This is a genomic window from Sphingobium cupriresistens, from assembly GCF_004152865.1.
GTDB classification, from domain to species: Bacteria; Pseudomonadota; Alphaproteobacteria; order Sphingomonadales; family Sphingomonadaceae; genus Sphingobium; species Sphingobium cupriresistens.
In genome coordinates this window covers 116,173-133,400 of record NZ_SEOO01000004.1, presented here as the reverse complement: position 1 = coordinate 133,400, position 17,228 = coordinate 116,173, and the positions used below count along the sequence as shown (strand labels likewise).

The following is a 17,228-nucleotide window of genomic DNA, read 5'->3' as shown; positions in this document are numbered from 1 at the left end:
AGGAACCATGCTGCTATTGGCACGGTGTCTGGATTGGCTTTGCCAATTATTTGCGTCTGGCGCGCAGGATGAAGTGCGCCTCAACCAATTGATCTCGCGCTGTGGCGCGCGGGACAATATGCGGCGCCGTCCTTGACGCGAGCAAATTATGGCAGGCTGCGTGAAAGGCGGCGCCTGCTATAGTTTTTGTTTTCGCATCATTTCAAGCCAAAATCCGATTCCCGCTTTTCTACACGATGCTCTCAGCGCATTTTGCCGGGCTGTTCCGACGACGACAAACGCTTAGCGGTGGTTAGCGTCTGGCCGATGAACAGCAGCACCAAGATGGCGCCGATTATGCCGACGAAAAGGTCAAATCCCGACACCGCGCCGAACCAGCCAGGGGCGTAGCCCAACAGCATCATCGCGATCGTCAGACCGATCAGCAACAGCCGCAATTCGGTGGGTCCGGCGGCAAGATAGGATAGTTTGAATTCGCCCAGGACTCGCGCCGACAGATAGGCGTGGATCGACAGCAGCAGATAGCCCGCCAGCGCGACCAGCGCGACATCCATGCGGATATAGGGGCTGGCCCCCATGCCCGCCAGGATCAGCAAGGTCGCCAGGCCATCACAACTATGGTCGATGAAATAGCCGTAGGATGGCCGTTCGATATGGCGGAACCGCGCCAGGCTGCCGTCCAGCGAGTCGCCGAACCATTGCAGCGCATAGCCCGCGATCGCCAGCCATAGCCAATCGACGCCCCAATTGCTGGCGGCATAGCCCGCGAAAATGGCGAACGCGCCCACCATGCCCAGCGCGGTGAGCATGTCGGGCGTGACCCAGCGCGGCATATGGGCGCAGAGCCAATTGAGAAGGCGACGTTCCGCCACGGCGAGCACATTTTGCTGGATACGGGCGATGGGTGGGGCCGACGGGCCAGAAGGCAATGACATGGCGCTTTATGACGGAAGGATGACGAATAGACAATGTTGTTGCGTCGCACCGACAAGGTCATTGCCTGTTCCTTGGCTTCCGGGGCAAAGGCGAGCGACCGGGCGGGAAGCCTGGGGGAGGAGCATATGAGCAAGGACGGTCCCCAGGATGTGCGCGATATCGTGCTAAGGATGGAGCAGCGGCCGTCCAATCCGATCCGACGCGCGCGCTTGATCGTGGAGCAGGAAGTGCCCCCCGCCCGTCGGGGACCGGGATGGGACCGGCATTGGCGTGAACTGGAAGCCTATCTGGATGAGGGCATCGCCTGGACAGTGCCGCAGGGGCTGGACGACGCGCGATCCGACGAAGACAAAAAAAGGGCCGATCCGAAGACCAGCCCGTAAAGTTTTAGGAGAGGATGCCTGAAAGGCCCGTTCCTGATGTACCAACTGGTAATCTTTCGCAAGTGCGAACGATTATTTCGCAATTGCAAAGATTGCATCCGTGGCAGAGTGCAACGCTTTCCGTAGCGGAATTAGGCATTGATAGCGGCCTGAATTCTGCTGATATCGGTCTTCATGCGAAGCGCGAATCGCTGCATCGGCTCACGCCCTGATTCGCAAGGTCGCCAACGCCGCCAGCAGCAGCGTGGCCGCGGCGAAGGCCATGGTCCAGATGGGGTCGCCAGGGAAGAATGTCTTCATGATCGATCCCATCGCCGTCGCCACCAGCAATTGCGGCAGCACGACGAAGATATTGAACACGCCCATATAGACGCCGAGCTTGGCCTGCGGCAGGGTCGAGGCGAGCATGGCATAAGGCATGGCGAGGATCGAGGCCCAGGCGATGCCGATCCCGGCTTCGCTGAGCAGCAGCAGGTTGGGATCACGCACGATCAGGAAACTGGCGAAGCCTGCCGCGCCCGCAACCAGGCACAGCGCATGGGTCCGCGCCTTGCCGATCCGCGCCGCCACCCAGGGCAGAAGCGTCAGGGCGGCGATTGCGGCCACGCCATTATACACCGAGAAGAGCACCCCTACCCAGTTGCCGCCAGCCTGATAGGCGGCGCTGGCGGGATTGGCCGATCCGAACATATATTGGGCGACGACCGGCGTGGTGTGAATCCACATGATGAAGAGCGCCGACCAACTGAAGAACTGGATCACCGCCAGTCGTCGCATGATCGGAGGCATAGCGCCGATATCGCCGACGATATGCGCCAGCATATGTGCGCCGCGTCCAGCGCGGGCCAGCAGAATGGCGACCAGGCTGGCGAGGCCGTAGCCGGCCAACAGCGCGGCGAGCAGATAGACTTCCTTTTCCATTGCCCAGAGGGCGACCAGCAGCGCGACGAAGACTCCCGCGCCAATCCAGATGACGCAGGGACCGATGGCGCGGCCTGCCAGATCGGGCGCCGTGGCGGCGGCTTCGTCAGCGTCGGCGAAGGCGCGGATCTGGTCCGGCGCATATTCGCGCGTCGTCATCACGGTCCAGAGCACCGCGGCCAGCAACGCAGCGCCGCCTGCCCAAAAACTGTAGCGCACCGTATCGGGCACCTGCCCCGCCGCCGCGACGTTGGCGACGCCCAGATGGTCTAGGACATAGGGAAAGAGCGATCCCACCACCGCGCCCGCACCGATGAACGCGGTCTGCACCGCATAGCCTATTATATGCTGATCCTTGCCCAGCATATCGCCGACAAAGGCGCGGAACGGCTCCATCGAGATATTGAGGCTGGCGTCGAGCATCCACAGCAGCAATGCGGCCATCAGCAGCCCGTCGCTTTGCGGCATCCCCAGCAACGCCACCGTGGAGAGGATCGCGCCTGCCAGGAAATAAGGGCGGCGACGGCCGAGCCGCCCCAGCCAGGTGCGATCGGAAAGATGCCCGACGATCGGCTGGACCAGCAGGCCGGTCAGCGGCGCGGCGACCCATAAGGCCGATAGGTCGTCGATGCTGGAGCCAAGCGACTGGAAGACCCGGCTCATATTGGCGTTTTGCAGCGCGAAGCCGATCTGGATGCCGAAAAAACCGAAACTGATATTCCACAATCCGGCAAAGCCCTGTTTCGGCTTGTTCATGCCTGTCCCCTCCCGTCGCGGACGCGGCCTGCCGCCGCTTGCCTGCATCAACCATCACCGCTTGCATGGCGACGGGCGACGAGCAAGCTGCGCATACGAATTCATTCGAATTCAGCATTTTCAGAATACCGTAAAGCGTTGGGGCGTCCGCCTCTCTCGCCCTCGATTTTCACGCTTTTCGCAGCTGCTCCACGATCGCCGCTATGTCGCGTTCCCCCTCGCCGGCCGCATCGGCTTCCGCGAAGCGTTGTCGCGCTGCCTGGGCTATGGCGGAGGGGATGCCGGCATCGGCCAGGGCCTGGGCGGCATAGCCCAGATCCTTGGCCATCAATGGCACCAGAAAATGCGGCGCATAATCTCGATCAAGCATCCGGCGACCCACCCCCTTCACCATCGGGCTGGCGGGCGCGCCGTCGAACAGGATCGACATCGCCTGCTCCATGTCGAGGCCGCGCCTTTCGAACAGGGCGATGGCTTCGGCCAGGCTGGCGGCCTGCACGCCGCACAGATAATTGTTGGCGAGCTTGACCGTCGCGGCGCTGCCCACCGGACCGAGATGGACGAGTGCGCTGCCCATGGCGTCGAAGGCAGGGCGTGCGGCGTCGATCGCATCGGCGTCGCCGCCGACAAGGAAACGAAGTATGCCCTGCGCTGCCTGGTCCCGGCTGCCCGTGACCGGAGCCTCGATGAAGCGCACGCCATGCGCGACGGCGTCCCGCGTCAGTTCCAATACCCAATCGCTGGTCAGGGTGCTGGATTCGATCGCGATCGCGTCCCGATCCATGACGGCAAGGGCGCCGTCGTCGCCGGTCCAGACAGTCCGCGATACATCATCATTGGCCAGCATCGCGACGACGATCGATGCGCCGCTGGCCGCGTTTGCCGGCGTTTCGGCGATCCGCGCGCCGGCCGCGCCCAGTGCCTCCGCCTTTTCGCGGCTACGATTCCACACCGCCACCTCGAATCCGGCGGCGATCAATCGCCGCGCCATGCCGGACCCCATAATGCCCAGTCCCAGAACGGCGACTTTCCTGTTCATCATCCGATCACCTTGAAGCGCGAGAGGGCGGCCTCGTCTATTTCGAGGCCCAGACCGGGGAGAGTGTCGTCCAGATCGATATAGCCGTCCACCGCCTGCGGTTCGCCTTTGAAAATATACCAGAAGAGTTCGTTGCCGACCTCCACATCGACCATCGGGAAATATTCGGCGATGGGGCTGTTCAGGCTGGCCATCACGACATGATAATTGTGCATCTGCCCGGCATGGGGAACGACGGGGATGGAATAGGCCTCAGCCAGCGCCTGGATCTTGCGGGCGGCGGTGATGCCGCCCACGCGGTTGGTGTCGAACTGGAAATAGTCGAGCGCCTTCGCCTCGATCATCTGGCGGAAGCCGTAGCTGGTGAACTCATGTTCGCCCGCCGCGATCGGCGTCGTGCCGAAGCGGCGCAGCTCATGATAGCCGTTGATGTCGTCGGGGATGATCGCCTCCTCCAGCCAGCGCAGGTTGAAGGGTTCGATCAGGCGCATCATGCGTTTGGCATAGTCCAGGCTCCAGCCCATATAGGCGTCCGCCATGATGTCGATGTCGTCGCCCACGGTTTCGCGCACGGTGCGGATCAATTCCACGTTGCGCGCCATGCCCGCGGCCCCGTCGATCGGCCCCCAGCCGAAGCGCAGCTTCATCGCCTTATAACCTTGCGCTTTGTAGGCGGCGGCTTCCTGCGCCAACTCATTCAGCGGGATCGAATAGAGGCGGCTGGCATAGACCGGGATCTTCGCCTTGGTCCGGCCACCCAGCAGGCGAAACACGGGTTGTTTGGCAGCCTTGCCCATCAAGTCCCAGATAGCGATGTCGAGCGCGGAGATCGCGACCAGCGCCACGCCCTTGCGCCCGAACGCCATGGTCTTGCGATACATATGTTGCCACAGGAACTCGCTGTCCCACGGGTTCTGGCCAATCAGCAGGGGGCTGAGATACTGGTCGATCATCTGCTTGGTCACGAGCGGCGCGAGCGCGGCGTTGCCGATGCCGACCAGACCTGCGTCCGTAAAGATTTCCAAGATCAGCCAGCCATGGAAAGTGAAGGTGCCCATCGTCTCGGGCGACAGCATCGGCGAGACAAGATCCATCGGGTTCGTGCAGAAATGCGGCGGCAACGGCACGGTCTCGCCTTCCCACTGGACGACGCGGGTGCGGATTTCGGTGATTTTCAAGGAACGGCCTTTCGCATGAAGGTGATTGGGACGATGCGGGGAATGGCGATGCAGATCAGCGCGAAGGCGATCAGGTGCAGGGTCGCGGCGACGGTCAGGACCAGGGTGTAGCCAAGCCCGGCATCGAGCGCCCAGCCGGCCGCCTGCCCCATGACGATGCCGCCGAACGCGCCGCCAAGGCCGACCAGGCCGGCGAGACGGCCGAGCGCGCTGCGTGGAGCAAGGTCGGTCGGCAGGGTCATGACCAGGGTGGACCAGCTTTGCTGCCCAAAAAAGGCGAGACTGAAGATCGCGATGATCGCGGCGATCGACCCGGTCGTGGGCGCGAACATCACCCAGGGCATACAGGCGGCGCTCAGCCCCAGGGCGATCTTGCGCGCGGCATCGACCGAGCGGCCGGACGACAGAAGACGACTGGAGAGCCAGCCACCGCAGAGACTCCCGACGCCCGATGCGGCATAGGGTATCCAGCCGATCGTCGCAGCCTGTTTCAGGTCGAAGCCATGTGCCTCGAACAGATATTTGGGCAGCCAGAAAAGGTAGAAATACCAGGCGCCGTCGCTCAGGAACTTGGCGGCGACCAAGCCGCGCACTTCCCGGCGCGCCAGCAGCATAGCGATGGTCGGGGCGGGGCCGTCTGCTTCATGCGTGTCGCTGTCCGCGACCGGCGGCGTGCGATAGGTCGCGAACCACCAGAGCGCCCAGCCCAGCCCGAAAGCGCCGGTGACAAAGAAGACCCAGCGCCAACTCGACAAGCCGAACCAGTCGCCATAGGCCAATATGCCTGCGATCAGCGGCGGGGCCATCACCGCGCCGGCCGCCGTCCCGGCATTGACGAGGCCCATGGCGGCGGCGCGGCGTTCGGCGGGAAACCATTCGGCGATGGCGCGGGTAGCGGCGGGGAAGCCCCCGCCCTCCCCTACGCCCAGCAGCAGTCGGCTGACCATCAACGCCGCGATGCCGCTGGCCAACCCGTGGCTGGCGCAGGCGAGCGACCAGAAGATCATGATCGCCAGAAAGCCGCGCCGGGTGCCCCACCGATCCAGCAGCCAGCCACCGCCCAGATACATGAGGCCATAGGTGGCGAGGAAGGCGGAATCGAGAAACGCCTTGGTTTGGTTGCCGATCGGAATATCGGCCTCGATATATTTGATCGCCCAGGGCAGGGTTTGGCGGTCGAGATAGCTGATGGCGATGGCGACGGCAATCATCGCCGCGATCGCCCAGCGTCCCGCGTAGGACCGCGTCCCCGCTCGCTTCATGGCCGCCACCTTTTGCCCTTACTGGCCATCGAGGATGATAAGGGCGACGCCCTGGCGCGGCAGGCGCAAGTCGATGCTGGCGCCGCCGCGCTGGCCTGTGGCTACAGGCAGGGTTTCGGCGCGCATAACCGATGCGGCTTCCAGTTGCTTATACTGGTCCTGATCGGGGGATTGGGGCGACCCCATTTTTTTCCAGGCGGTAAAAGCGTTGGCATGATCGCCATCGACCCGCCACAGCTTCGCCTGTGCAGGCTTGCCCTTAATGCCGTTCAGGCTGAACTTGACCTGCGCGTCCGGCCCGGCGATGTCGTCGTCATGATAGTGCCAGACGAGCAGCGCTATCTTGCCGTCGGCGGTGCGGGTGGCGATGGAGCCGATGTCGGCATCCCCCTGCACGCCATGCTGCATCAGCGCGTCCAGCGGCACCTGGGCATTGTTGGTCGTGGTCAGTTTCGTTTCACCCAATTGCGCGAACAGGCGAAAGACGTTGAGCACTGGCAGGTCAACGCCATTGGTGGAAAGCTGGCGATAGCCCGCGAACCAGGGCTGGTCCTCAAACTCGAAGGACCAGGACACGACGCCTTCCAGATTGACCTTCCGCCTTTCGGCCAATTCCCAGATGCGCGCGAAGCTGGCGGCGGTGTAGCTGCTATACATGGTGCCGTTGCGATAGGCGTTGGCCGGTCCCGGACAGGCGGCGCAACCTTCGGGGTCGCTTTCGCCGATGACGACGGGTTTATTGGCAAGCGAGGGGATCGACAGGACTTTGGTGAAGCCGCCATCGGTTTCGCGCAGATGGGTGGCGATGCCCATGCGGACATGGCCATCGACAAAGGTCGGCCGCCCCTTTGCATGGAAGGACAGGAAGTCGGTCGGCGTGCCGGTCCGGCCGGTCGCATAGTTCTTGCCTGACGAGACATGCTTCAGAAAGCCGTCCATGAAGGCGCCGCCCGGCCCCGCGACATCCGGGCCGCCGACGCGTGCCGTCGGCAGCGCCTTGCGCACGGCGGCGATGGCATAGTCGTGCAGCTTGTAGAATTCTTCGGGACTGGCGCTCCAGTAGAAGGCGCTGTTGGGTTCGTTCCAGACCTCGAAATACCATTTCTCGACCTCGGCCCGGCCATAGCGCTCGATATTGTGGAGCGTCCATTGATGGATCAGCTCCGCCCATTTTTCATAATCCTTTGGCGGATAGGTCCAGCCGGTGGCGATCAGATTATAGGCGAAGCCCGGACGCCAGCTATGGCGATAGGGCGTGCCGGCCGGCGCGTTCGCCATGGCCTCTGGCGTGAAGCCGATCTGGAGATAGGGACGGATGCCCTGTTCCAGATAGGCGTCGATGATGCCATCGACGATGCCCCAATTATAGACCGGCCTGCCGTCCGTTGTCTCCGTACAGGCGTTAGTGCTGCCCCATTTGAAGGCGGCGGTGCCATCTCCGCTGCTCAGCAGATTATGGGCGCGGAAATAGACCTGCCCCTTTTTCAGTTCGCCCAGTTCGACGAGCAGCTTGCGGCCGTCCTTCATCGTCGCATAATTGGGTTCGTCCGCGCCGAAGAAGCGCCAGATCGGGGGCAGTTTGCCCACCGGTTTGGCCGCGTCCACGCTGATCGCGACCTGTCTGGCTTCCTGCGCCTGGGCGGCGTGGGGCAGCGCCATCAATATGGACAGCGAAGCGATCACCCTGGAAATCGTCATATGGCATCCTCTCGATAGGAACATCAGATCTTCGCCCGGAACCCGACCGCGAAAGTGCGCGTGTAGAGAACGGTGTCGCGCGGGTAGAGGCCGGGGTCTTTGAACGAGGTCTGGTAGAGATTTTTGAGTATATTGGTCGCGTCGGCGACGATGGTGAAGTTGGGATTGATCTCATAGGAGAAGGACAGGTCAAGATTGCTGATCTGGCCGTTGGTGATGAAATTGGGATTGACGCCGGTGAAGTGCAGGCCGGCATTATAGGTGTCGCGCCAGACATAGGAGGCGCGGGCGGAAAAGCCGCCCGTTTCATAGATGAAGGTGCCGGTGGCGGAATATTTGGACACGTTTTGGAACGGGATGTCCATAAAGCCGGTGACGCCCGGCAGCGGCGAGAGCGCCTTGTTCTTGCCGTCGATATAGGTGCCGTTGGCGCTGATGCCGATGCCGTCCAGCCAGGTCGGCAGTCCCTTGGGGAAAAAAGTGAAGCCGCCCTCTATCCCCTGCAACTTGCCTGACCCCGAATTTTCCGGCCGGGTGATCTGATAGACGCCATTGTCCGCGCCCAGATAGTCGATGTCGAAATTGCTGGTGACCGACTGGATGAAGCCGCTAACGTCGCGGCGGAAGATCGTCGCGGTGATCGAACTGGACCGATCGATATACCATTCGAGCGAGAGGTCGTAATTGTCCGACCGCACCGGCTTCAGGTCGGCATTGCCGCTGGAGCCGCGGCCGAAGGGCTGCTGCCCCGGCACCGGCGGGGTCAGGGTGAGCGCCGGATTGAGCTGGGCGAAGCTGGGGCGGGTGATCGTCTTGCTGGCGGCGAAGCGCAGGAAGAGATTATCCTTCAGCTTGTAGCGCAGCGCCAGGCTGGGGAGAATGTCGGTGCTCCTGTTGCGGATGGTGACGGGCGATGTCGCGCCGCGCAGGACCAGGAAGGCGTTGGACGTGATGTCGGTGCGGATGACGCGCACGCCGATCTGGCCGTCCAGTCGGCCGACTTCCACATTGGCCTGGCCATAGCCGGCGTAATTCTTCTCCTCGATGTCGAAATGTTGGGTATCCTGAAAGGCCGGATCGCCCGGCGCAAGGCCGAACAATTGGCGTAAGGAGCCTATGTTGTTCAGCAGATAATCGGTGGTGGGCGTTGCCCATTGGCGCACGAATTCCCGCGTGCCGGTGTAAAAGTCGCCGGGCGTGACCGTCATGAGGCCGGGCAAGCTGGCCGCCTTGATGCTGTAGCATTGGACCGCACCGGTCGCGGAGCAGTTGATGGTCTGGGTGAAGCTGTCGGATTTGGCGTTGCGCTTGCTGAGACGGATGCCGGCGTCGAGGCCGGAGAAGATGAGGAAGGGCGCGCGCCAGGACAGGTCGCCGCGCCAGGCCAGTTCCTTGCCATCGCCGATCGTGCGGGTGGTGGACAGGCGCGAGAGATAATAGCGCGACGGGTCGGCCATATCGTCATTGGGCAGGGTGAAACGGGGCGCGCCAGATCCGTCGTTGAACACCGCATCGGTGCGCGAGGCGATGAAATCCACGTCCAGATTGTTGCCGATGTCGGTCGCCTTCGACCGCGTATAGGAAAACTCGGTCGATGCCTTCCAGTCGCCGCTGGTCCAGTCGGCGCCCAGCGCGCCCTGCCAGCGGTCCGCCTTATTCTTGTACGCGCCGCCGAAATTGGCGACGCGGCCATTGGCGATGCTGAGCGACTGGACCAGTTTTGTATCACCCACGAAAACCAGCGGCGACAGCAGAGCGCCGTTCATCGAGGTGAAGTTCTGGTTGCTGTTGCCGCGTTCACGATAGCCGTAAAAGAGTCCGTCTGCGTGGATGGTCAGCCGGTCGTCGGGCGCCCATTGCAGCGTGGCGTTGATCGCCGGGCGGGTGCGCGTGCCGATGCGGTCGAAAGCGCCGATGACGTCGGTGCGGAAAACCTTGGGATCGGTCGGGCTGGCGCCGCGCGGATCGAGCGGAACGCCGGGGGTATAGGGCGCTCGGCTATTGTCGAGATTATAGCCGAAATAGCCGCCGCTATAGATGGTTTCGTCGCGATAGCGGGTCTTGTGATAGGACAGGCTGACCAGCGCGCCGATTTCGCCGATGCCGGTCGACCAGCGGTTGCTGATCAGCGCGCTGGCATAAGGATCGATCCTGTCGGGCTGCTCGCTATAGACTTCGCGACCGGCCAGCGCGAATTCGAAGCCCTTGAAGTCGAAGGGGCGGCGGGTGCGGACGTTGATGAGGCCGGCGATGCCACCTTCCAACTGATCGGCGGAGCGCGATTTGTAGACGTCCACGCCGGCAACGAGGTCGGCGGGCACGTCCGCCAGCGAGAGCGAGCGGCCGGTGGTGCTGAAGATGTTATGGCCGTTGACCAGCGTCACCACGTCGGGAAGGCCGCGGATCAGCACGGTCGCGGACTCGCCGCGGGCGCGAGGCGATACCTGGATGCCTGGCACGCGCTGGAGCGCTTCCACCACATTATTGTCTGGCAGCTTGCCGATATCCTCGGCCACCACGGAATCGACCAGTTGCTGCGCGTTGCGCTTGATATTTTGCGCCGACGAAAGGCTGGCGCGCATACCGGTCACGATGATGTCGCCATCGCTCACCGACTTGGCGCTCTGGTCCTCGCCGGCCTGGGCCAGGGCGGACTGCGCCGCCAGCAGGGCGAACAGCGATATGGACAGTTGCACGCTATTTTTCATGACATCATCCCCTCCGAGTCATTTTTTATTTCTCATACTAGATTACGAATGTTTGAAACCAATTCAAGCCATAAATTGACGGAGTAATGAATTAGGCCCAAAAGCTGACTATTTTCCTCAGACCAATGATCCGACTGGCTTGGATCGGACTTGACGACCATGTTGATAGGGCTGACGAAGGCTGCATGATGCAAGCAGACGACCATCCCCTGGCCCGCGCCTCCAGTCCGGCGCAACGCGCAGTCCATGACCGGATCGCCCATGATCTGGGCGTCGCGATAGTCGGCGGGCGCTATCAGCCGGGCGATATTCTGCCGGGCGAGGAGCGGTACAGCGCCGAACAGGGCGTGTCGCGCACCGCCTATCGGGAAGCGGTCCGCGTCCTGTCCGCCAAGGGCATGGTGTATAGCCGAACCAAGAGCGGCACACGCATCAACGACAGGTTGCGGTGGAACATGCTGGATCTGGATGTCCTCGCTTGGATGTTCGAGGCCGGGCCGACGCCGGAATTTCTGCGCGATATCTTTGAGTTGCGCATCGTCGTGGAGCCGGCGGCGGCGGAGTTCGCGGCGTTGCGCCGTGACGGGCAGGATATTTCGCGCATGGGTCACGCGCTGGAGGAAATGCGGCGCTTCGGCCTGCAAACCGCGGAGGGGCGCGCGGCCGACCAGAGTTTCCATCGCCTGATCCTGCTCGCCACTCGCAATGAATCGCTCATCACCTTGGCCACCTCGGTCACGGCGGTGGTCGCCTGGACCACGCGCTTCGCCCGTGACGAGCGCAAGGAATCGCGCGATCCCATGCCGGACCATGACGCCGTGTTCGACGCGATCATGCGCGGCGAAGGCGAAGAAGCCCGGCGGAAGATGCTGGCGTTGATCCGCAACGCATCGGCCGACGCAGGAATGCTGTAAGCGATATTGATCTATTTCTCATACTAGATTATGGCTTTTAGAGACGCGGCGGCAGACCGCCATCGCCCCTGCTTTTCGAAACAGGATTTGCATGACGCTCAAAAGCCTTTTCCCTGTCGCCATCCTATGCGCTCTTGCCGCCCTTGGCGGTTGCTCCGATCATTTGGCCGCGCCTGAGCGGGCTGATGCAGGCTGCGCCGAATTGTCGGGCGGCCTGACGCTGCCGCCCGGTTTTTGTGCCGAGATTTTCGCCGACAAGCTGGGCCATGTGCGCCACCTGGTGGTGGGGGTGGACGGAACCGTCTATGCCAACAGCGCGCCCGACCGCGAAGACGGGCAGGTCGCATCCGGCCTGATCCTGTTGCAGGACCGCGATGGCGACGGCCGCGCCGATCATGTCGAGCGCCCTTTCCCCGGCCAGACCGGCGGCACCGGCATAGCCATCGATCGCGACAGACTGTTCCTGGAGGATGGCGATCATATCCTACGCTATCGGCTGGACGGCGCCACCCGCAGGCCCATGAATGCGGTCGAGCGGGTAGTCGTCGGATTGCCCGCCACCGGCGATCATGACAGCCACAGCATCGCCCTGCGCGCGGACGGCAGCCTGTTCGTCAACAGCGGGAGCGCCACCAATGCCTGCCAGATCGATAATCGACAAAGCGGGTCGCCGGGCCAGACGCCCTGTGCCGAAAAGACGCTGCGTGCGGGCATCTGGCGTTTCGATGCGGCCGGCAAGGAACAGCGCTTTGGGCCCGCCGCGCGTTTCGCATCGGGCATCCGCAACGCGGTAGGTCTCACCGTGGATGGTAAGGGGCGCGTGTTCGCGACCCAGCATGGCCGCGACCAGTTGCATGAAAATTGGGGTCATCTCTATTCGGCCATCCGGGGGCAGGAATCGCCGGCCGAAGAACTGATCGAGGTCGCGGCGGACGCCGACTATGGATGGCCGGAATGCTATTTCGACCCCCGTGCCAAGCGCCTGGTGCTGGCCCCCGAATATGGCGGCGATGGCGGAAAGGCGATTGGCCCTTGCGCCGGGCGACGCGGGCCGGTCGCTACGTTTCCCGCTCATTGGGCGCCCAATGCGGTGATATTCTATGCCGGGACGCTGTTCCCTACGGCCTATCGGGACGGCGTCTTCATCGCCTTCCATGGCTCCTGGAATCGCGCGCCGGGGCCGCAACAGGGCTTCAACATCCTGTTCCAGCCGATGAAGCAAGGTCGTGCGTCAGGCGGTCCCATATTGTTCGCGGATGGCTTTGCCGGCCCTGAACGCGCAAGCGGCAAGGCAGACTATCGGCCGACCGGCCTCGCCATCGGGCCGGACGGCTCTCTCTATATATCGGACGACAGGCAGGGTCGTGTCTGGCGGGTCCGCTATCGCGGCGACAAGGCTGCGTCCCTGATCGCGGCCAAAGCGGCGGACGGTGGACTGCTGTCGGTCAGTGGAGGCGAGAGCGACGGACAGGCCAAGAACGCCGACTCCGCAAAGGTCGCGCTTGGCCGACGCCTTTATGCAGGGGAAATTGCCGGCGCGCCTTGCGCCGGATGCCATGGTCCCGCAGGCGAAGGTACGCCCGTAGGTCCGAATCTGATCGACCGGGAATGGTTATGGGGCGATGGTGGCGTGGCCGACATTCGCGCGACCGTCCTCAAAGGCGTGCCCCGCCCCAAGCAATTCCCGGCGCCAATGCCGCCGGGCGGCGGCGCAGCGCTGACGAACGATCAGGCCGATGCGATGGCCGCTTATATCGTCTCGCTGGCGCAGTAGGATCCACGATATCGTTGAAGCCCATAAAGCGGACATGGATGCCAGCCAGCTTCCGCTCGCCCCTGAAGGGCGCCGACCGACGCGCGAATTGCGCAGGCGTTCACATGCGCGCTCATTGCGCATCTTCATGACATGGTTGGCGGCCGGGATGGAGACGAAACATCGTTTGTTCATGAAACCAGTCCGTGCCTGAATGCTTGTAGCGGTACAGCCTACCGCAAGTCGGGGAACGGAGGCTCCACTCGTTAGAGAGGAATGCCTGCATGAAGATCGCGCAAATCGCCCCATTGGCCGAAAGTGTCCCACCCAAATTCTATGGCGGCACCGAACGTATCGTTTCCTACCTGACCGAAGAACTCGTCCGCCAGGGGCATGATGTCACCCTGTTCGCCAGCGGCGATTCTCAGACACAAGCCGAACTGGTGCCGATCACCGACATGGCGCTTCGTCTTAATCCGGCCGTGTCCGACACCATTCCCTATCATATGATGATGCTGGAGCAGGTCCGCCGCCGCGCCGACGAATTCGACGCGCTGCACTTTCATATCGACATGCTGCACCTGCCGATGGTTCAGGACTTTATCGGACGCACCGTCACCACCTTGCACGGTCGGCTCGACCTGCCAGACCTGCCGCCCTTTTACCGCGTCTTTCCCGATCATAGTCTGGTGTCGATATCCGACCATCAACGACTGCCCATGCCGCCGGTTAATTGGGGCGGCACCATATATCACGGCCTGCCTGCCGATCTGCTGGCGCCACGTTTGGGACCGGGCGACGATTATCTTGCATTTCTGGGCCGCATATCGCCGGAAAAGCGGCCAGACCGGGCGATCCGCATCGCGGCGCGATCGGGCCTGCAACTGAAGATCGCGGCCAAGATCGACAATGTCGATCGCGCTTATTGGGAAAGCGAGATCGCCCCGCTCGTCGAACATTATCCCAATGTCCATTATATCGGCGAGATCAATGAGCAGCAAAAGGCGCGGTTTCTGGGTCAGGCGAGCGCACTGCTGTTTCCCATCGACTGGCCAGAGCCGTTCGGCCTGGTGATGATCGAGGCCATGGCCTGTGCGACGCCGGTGATCGCCTTCCGCTGCGGATCGGTGCCCGAAGTGATCGAGCACGGCGTGTCCGGCTTCATCGTCGAGAGCGAAGATGAGGCTGTGGCGGCCATTGCGGCCTTGCCGCATCTCGACCGCCGCCGGGTGCGTGGCGCATTTGACGCACGCTTCACGGCGCAGCGCATGGCGACCGACTATGTCGCGCTATACCATGATTTGCCCGGCGCGCGGACGGACGCCGCCCGACTACGCCGGCAGCGGGGCGAAGACGCCGAATTGCAAATCGTCGCATAGGAGACGCCATGACGCAGATCCAGCCAGACACGCCCGGCATCGCGGGAGGACAGGCCCTGTCTCAGGCGCAAACTCAATTCTTCATCCCGGCGACAGCCTCGCTGCATGAACGCAGGCCGCGCACGCTCAAACATGGCGACAGTTTCGCCGTGTTCGACCATAGCGGTGACGCGATATCCGGCCCCGGCAGCCCGGAAGGCCTCTATCATCGCGACACACGACATCTTTCGCACCTCTATTTCACTGTCAACGACATGCGGCCGATCCTGTTGAGTTCGGCGTTGCGTGACGACAACGCCATGCTGACATGCGACCTCGCCAATCCCGATTTTTTCGGTGACGATGGACGGGTGGCGGTGGAGCATGACCTTATTCATTTGCGCCGCACCCGTTTCCTCTGGAAAGATGCGTTGTACGAGCGGATCACCCTTCGCAATTTTGATACGGAAACGCGCCAGATCAGCGTCGACCTGAGCTTTGCCGCCGACTTCGCCGACCTGTTCGAGATACGCGGCATGACCCGCTTGCGGCGCGGGGCGATGCGCGAGGCGCAGGTCGGCGCGGCGGACGTCCTGCTCGGTTATCTTGGACGGGACGATCAGGAACGACAGACCCACCTGCATTTCGATCCCATGCCAACCGAATTGACGGACAGCCATGCGCGCTTCGATGTCACAGTGCCGCCGGGGGCGCGTTGCGCCCTGTTCACCCGCATCTCCTGCAGCAAGATCGATGTCCGCGACGGATTGTCCAAGCAATTCCTCAAGTCCTTGCGCGAAGCGATGCAGGCGTTGCGATCCGCGCGTAAGCGCGGGGCGACCTTGCATTCGTCCAACGACCTGTTCAACGAAGTGGCGCGGCGGTCGGTCGCAGACATCTCCATGCTGTCCACCGATACCGAATTTGGCACCTATCCCTATGCCGGCATCCCCTGGTTCAGCACCGTGTTCGGGCGCGACGCCATCATCACCGCGCTCGAAACCTTGTGGATGGACCCTGCGATCAGCCGGGGCGTGCTGGGGTATCTGGCCGCGCATCAGGCGACCGGCTTCGATCCGGCGGCCGATGCCGAACCGGGCAAGATATTGCATGAGGTGCGCCACGGCGAGATGGCCGAATTGGGCGAAGTGCCATTCCGCCATTATTATGGCAGCATCGATTCCACGCCGCTGTTCGTGATGCTGGCGGGCGCCTATCTCGAGCGCACCGGCGACATGGCTTTTCTAAAGACGATCCTTCCCCATATTGAGGCGGCGCTCGCCTGGATCGACCTGCATGGGGACCGCGATGGCGACGGTTTCGTCGAATATGGACGCCTGACCGATCAGGGCCTGCAAAATCAAGGCTGGAAAGACAGTCATGATTCCATTTTCCACGCCGATGGGAGCATTGCGCGCGGCCCGATCGCCCTGGCGGAGGTCCAGGCCTATGTCTATGGCGCGTGGCGTACGGCGGCAGCGCTGTTCCGTGCGGTCGGCGACGATGTTCGCGCGGCGGATTATCGGGATCGCGCAGGTCAGTTGCGCGATCGGTTCGACGCCGCCTTTTTCGACGCCGCGCTGGGCACCTACGTTCTGGCGCTCGATGGCGACAAGAGGCCATGCCGGGTGCGATCATCCAATGCCGGACACGTCCTTTATACCGGGCTGGCGCGGGAAGAGCGCGCCGAAGCAGTCGTCCGCACCCTTATGGCGCCGGCGTCCTTTTCCGGTTGGGGGGTGCGCACGATCGCCTCGACCGAAAAACGCTACAATCCCATGAGCTATCATAACGGTTCAATCTGGCCTCACGACAATGCGCTGATCGCAAGCGGTTTTTCGCGCTACGGCTATCAGCGCGAGGCAGCGCAAATATTCGAGGGCCTGTTCGCCGCCGCGACCTATGTCGATATGATGCGGCTGCCGGAACTATTCTGCGGTTTCCCACGGCGCCGCTCTCAAGGCCCTACTTTCTATCCGGTCGCCTGCAGCCCGCAGGCCTGGTCGGCCGCCGCGCCACTGGCGCTGATCCAATCCAGCCTGGGGCTGCGTTTCGATGTGTCGGCAAAGCAGATTTCGTTTCACAAGCCTACTTTGCCGCATTTCCTTCAGAGCCTGACGATAAGCAGCCTGGGCATCGATGCGGCCAAAGTCGACATCGCATTCGATCGCATGGGCGATCAGGTTGTCGTTAAGCCGATGCCGCATGACAGCGGAGCGCAGATAGTGACGATCGCCTGAGCACCAGGCCCATTGTGACGAATAGAAATGATAGCAGGCCGCAATGCGCACGCGCGCTATCAACGCCTGGGCCGCTCTGTTT

Annotated in this window: 13 protein-coding genes; 6 read left to right on the top strand and 7 right to left on the bottom strand. The window is 62.7% G+C overall.

The genetic code is table 11. The annotated features are described in order from the left end of the window. Positions 1-242: 242 nt before the first annotated feature. Entirely contained in the window at positions 243-935 is a 693-nt protein-coding gene (locus tag EWH12_RS04060) for a CDP-alcohol phosphatidyltransferase family protein (RefSeq protein ID WP_066608140.1), read from the bottom strand. Positions 936-968: 33 nt separating this feature from the next. Between EWH12_RS04060 and EWH12_RS04055 the strand changes: the two genes are divergently transcribed. Both EWH12_RS04055 and EWH12_RS22445 read left to right on the top strand, forming a co-directional pair. After that, a complete protein-coding gene (locus tag EWH12_RS04055; protein WP_129925800.1) occupies positions 969-1,319 on the top strand; it encodes a hypothetical protein in 351 nt (116 codons plus the stop codon). Between the two features lie 14 nt (positions 1,320-1,333). Beyond that, on the top strand, positions 1,334-1,531 hold the full coding sequence (locus EWH12_RS22445; protein ID WP_129925799.1) for a hypothetical protein: 198 nt from the start codon (positions 1,334-1,336) through the stop codon (positions 1,529-1,531). On the opposite strand, the gene EWH12_RS04045 is transcribed toward EWH12_RS22445, so the two are convergent. The 6 genes from EWH12_RS04045 to EWH12_RS04020 form a co-directional block, all read right to left on the bottom strand. Next, positions 1,521-2,996: an MFS transporter gene (locus EWH12_RS04045; RefSeq protein ID WP_129925798.1), complete on the bottom strand. Its 1,476-nt coding sequence runs from the start codon at positions 2,994-2,996 to the stop codon at positions 1,521-1,523. The two genes, EWH12_RS22445 and EWH12_RS04045, sit on opposite strands and share 11 nt — an antisense overlap. A gap of 169 nt (positions 2,997-3,165) precedes the next feature. Further along, positions 3,166-4,038, bottom strand: a complete 873-nt coding sequence (locus EWH12_RS04040; protein ID WP_082679195.1) for an NAD(P)-dependent oxidoreductase — start codon at positions 4,036-4,038, stop codon at positions 3,166-3,168. Further along, a complete protein-coding gene (locus EWH12_RS04035; RefSeq protein WP_129925797.1) occupies positions 4,035-5,213 on the bottom strand; it encodes an L-rhamnonate dehydratase in 1,179 nt (392 codons plus the stop codon). Before EWH12_RS04035 ends, EWH12_RS04040 begins: the two co-directional genes overlap by 4 nt. Continuing rightward, on the bottom strand, positions 5,210-6,475 hold the full coding sequence (locus EWH12_RS04030; RefSeq protein ID WP_242495948.1) for an MFS transporter: 1,266 nt from the start codon (positions 6,473-6,475) through the stop codon (positions 5,210-5,212). Before EWH12_RS04030 ends, EWH12_RS04035 begins: the two co-directional genes overlap by 4 nt. 18 nt (positions 6,476-6,493) lie before the next feature. Continuing rightward, positions 6,494-8,173: a GH39 family glycosyl hydrolase gene (locus tag EWH12_RS04025; RefSeq protein ID WP_129925796.1), complete on the bottom strand. Its 1,680-nt coding sequence runs from the start codon at positions 8,171-8,173 to the stop codon at positions 6,494-6,496. A 23-nt stretch (positions 8,174-8,196) separates the two neighbouring features. Then, entirely contained in the window at positions 8,197-10,881 is a 2,685-nt protein-coding gene (locus tag EWH12_RS04020) for a TonB-dependent receptor (protein ID WP_129925795.1), read from the bottom strand. 185 nt (positions 10,882-11,066) lie between these two features. Between EWH12_RS04020 and EWH12_RS04015 the strand changes: the two genes are divergently transcribed. The 4 genes from EWH12_RS04015 (at position 11,067) to EWH12_RS04000 (ending at position 17,146) form a co-directional block, all read left to right on the top strand. Next, positions 11,067-11,795, top strand: coding sequence for a FadR/GntR family transcriptional regulator (locus tag EWH12_RS04015; protein WP_066608751.1), 729 nt, complete (start codon positions 11,067-11,069; stop codon positions 11,793-11,795). A 91-nt stretch (positions 11,796-11,886) separates the two neighbouring features. Beyond that, positions 11,887-13,569, top strand: a complete 1,683-nt coding sequence (locus EWH12_RS04010) for a PQQ-dependent sugar dehydrogenase (protein WP_129925794.1) — start codon at positions 11,887-11,889, stop codon at positions 13,567-13,569. A 263-nt stretch (positions 13,570-13,832) separates the two neighbouring features. Further along, entirely contained in the window at positions 13,833-14,927 is a 1,095-nt protein-coding gene (locus EWH12_RS04005) for a glycosyltransferase family 4 protein (protein WP_066608127.1), read from the top strand. Positions 14,928-14,935: 8 nt separating this feature from the next. Beyond that, complete coding sequence (locus EWH12_RS04000) at positions 14,936-17,146, top strand: amylo-alpha-1,6-glucosidase (protein ID WP_129925793.1); 2,211 nt, start codon at positions 14,936-14,938, stop codon at positions 17,144-17,146. The last annotated feature ends 82 nt before the right edge of the window (positions 17,147-17,228 follow it).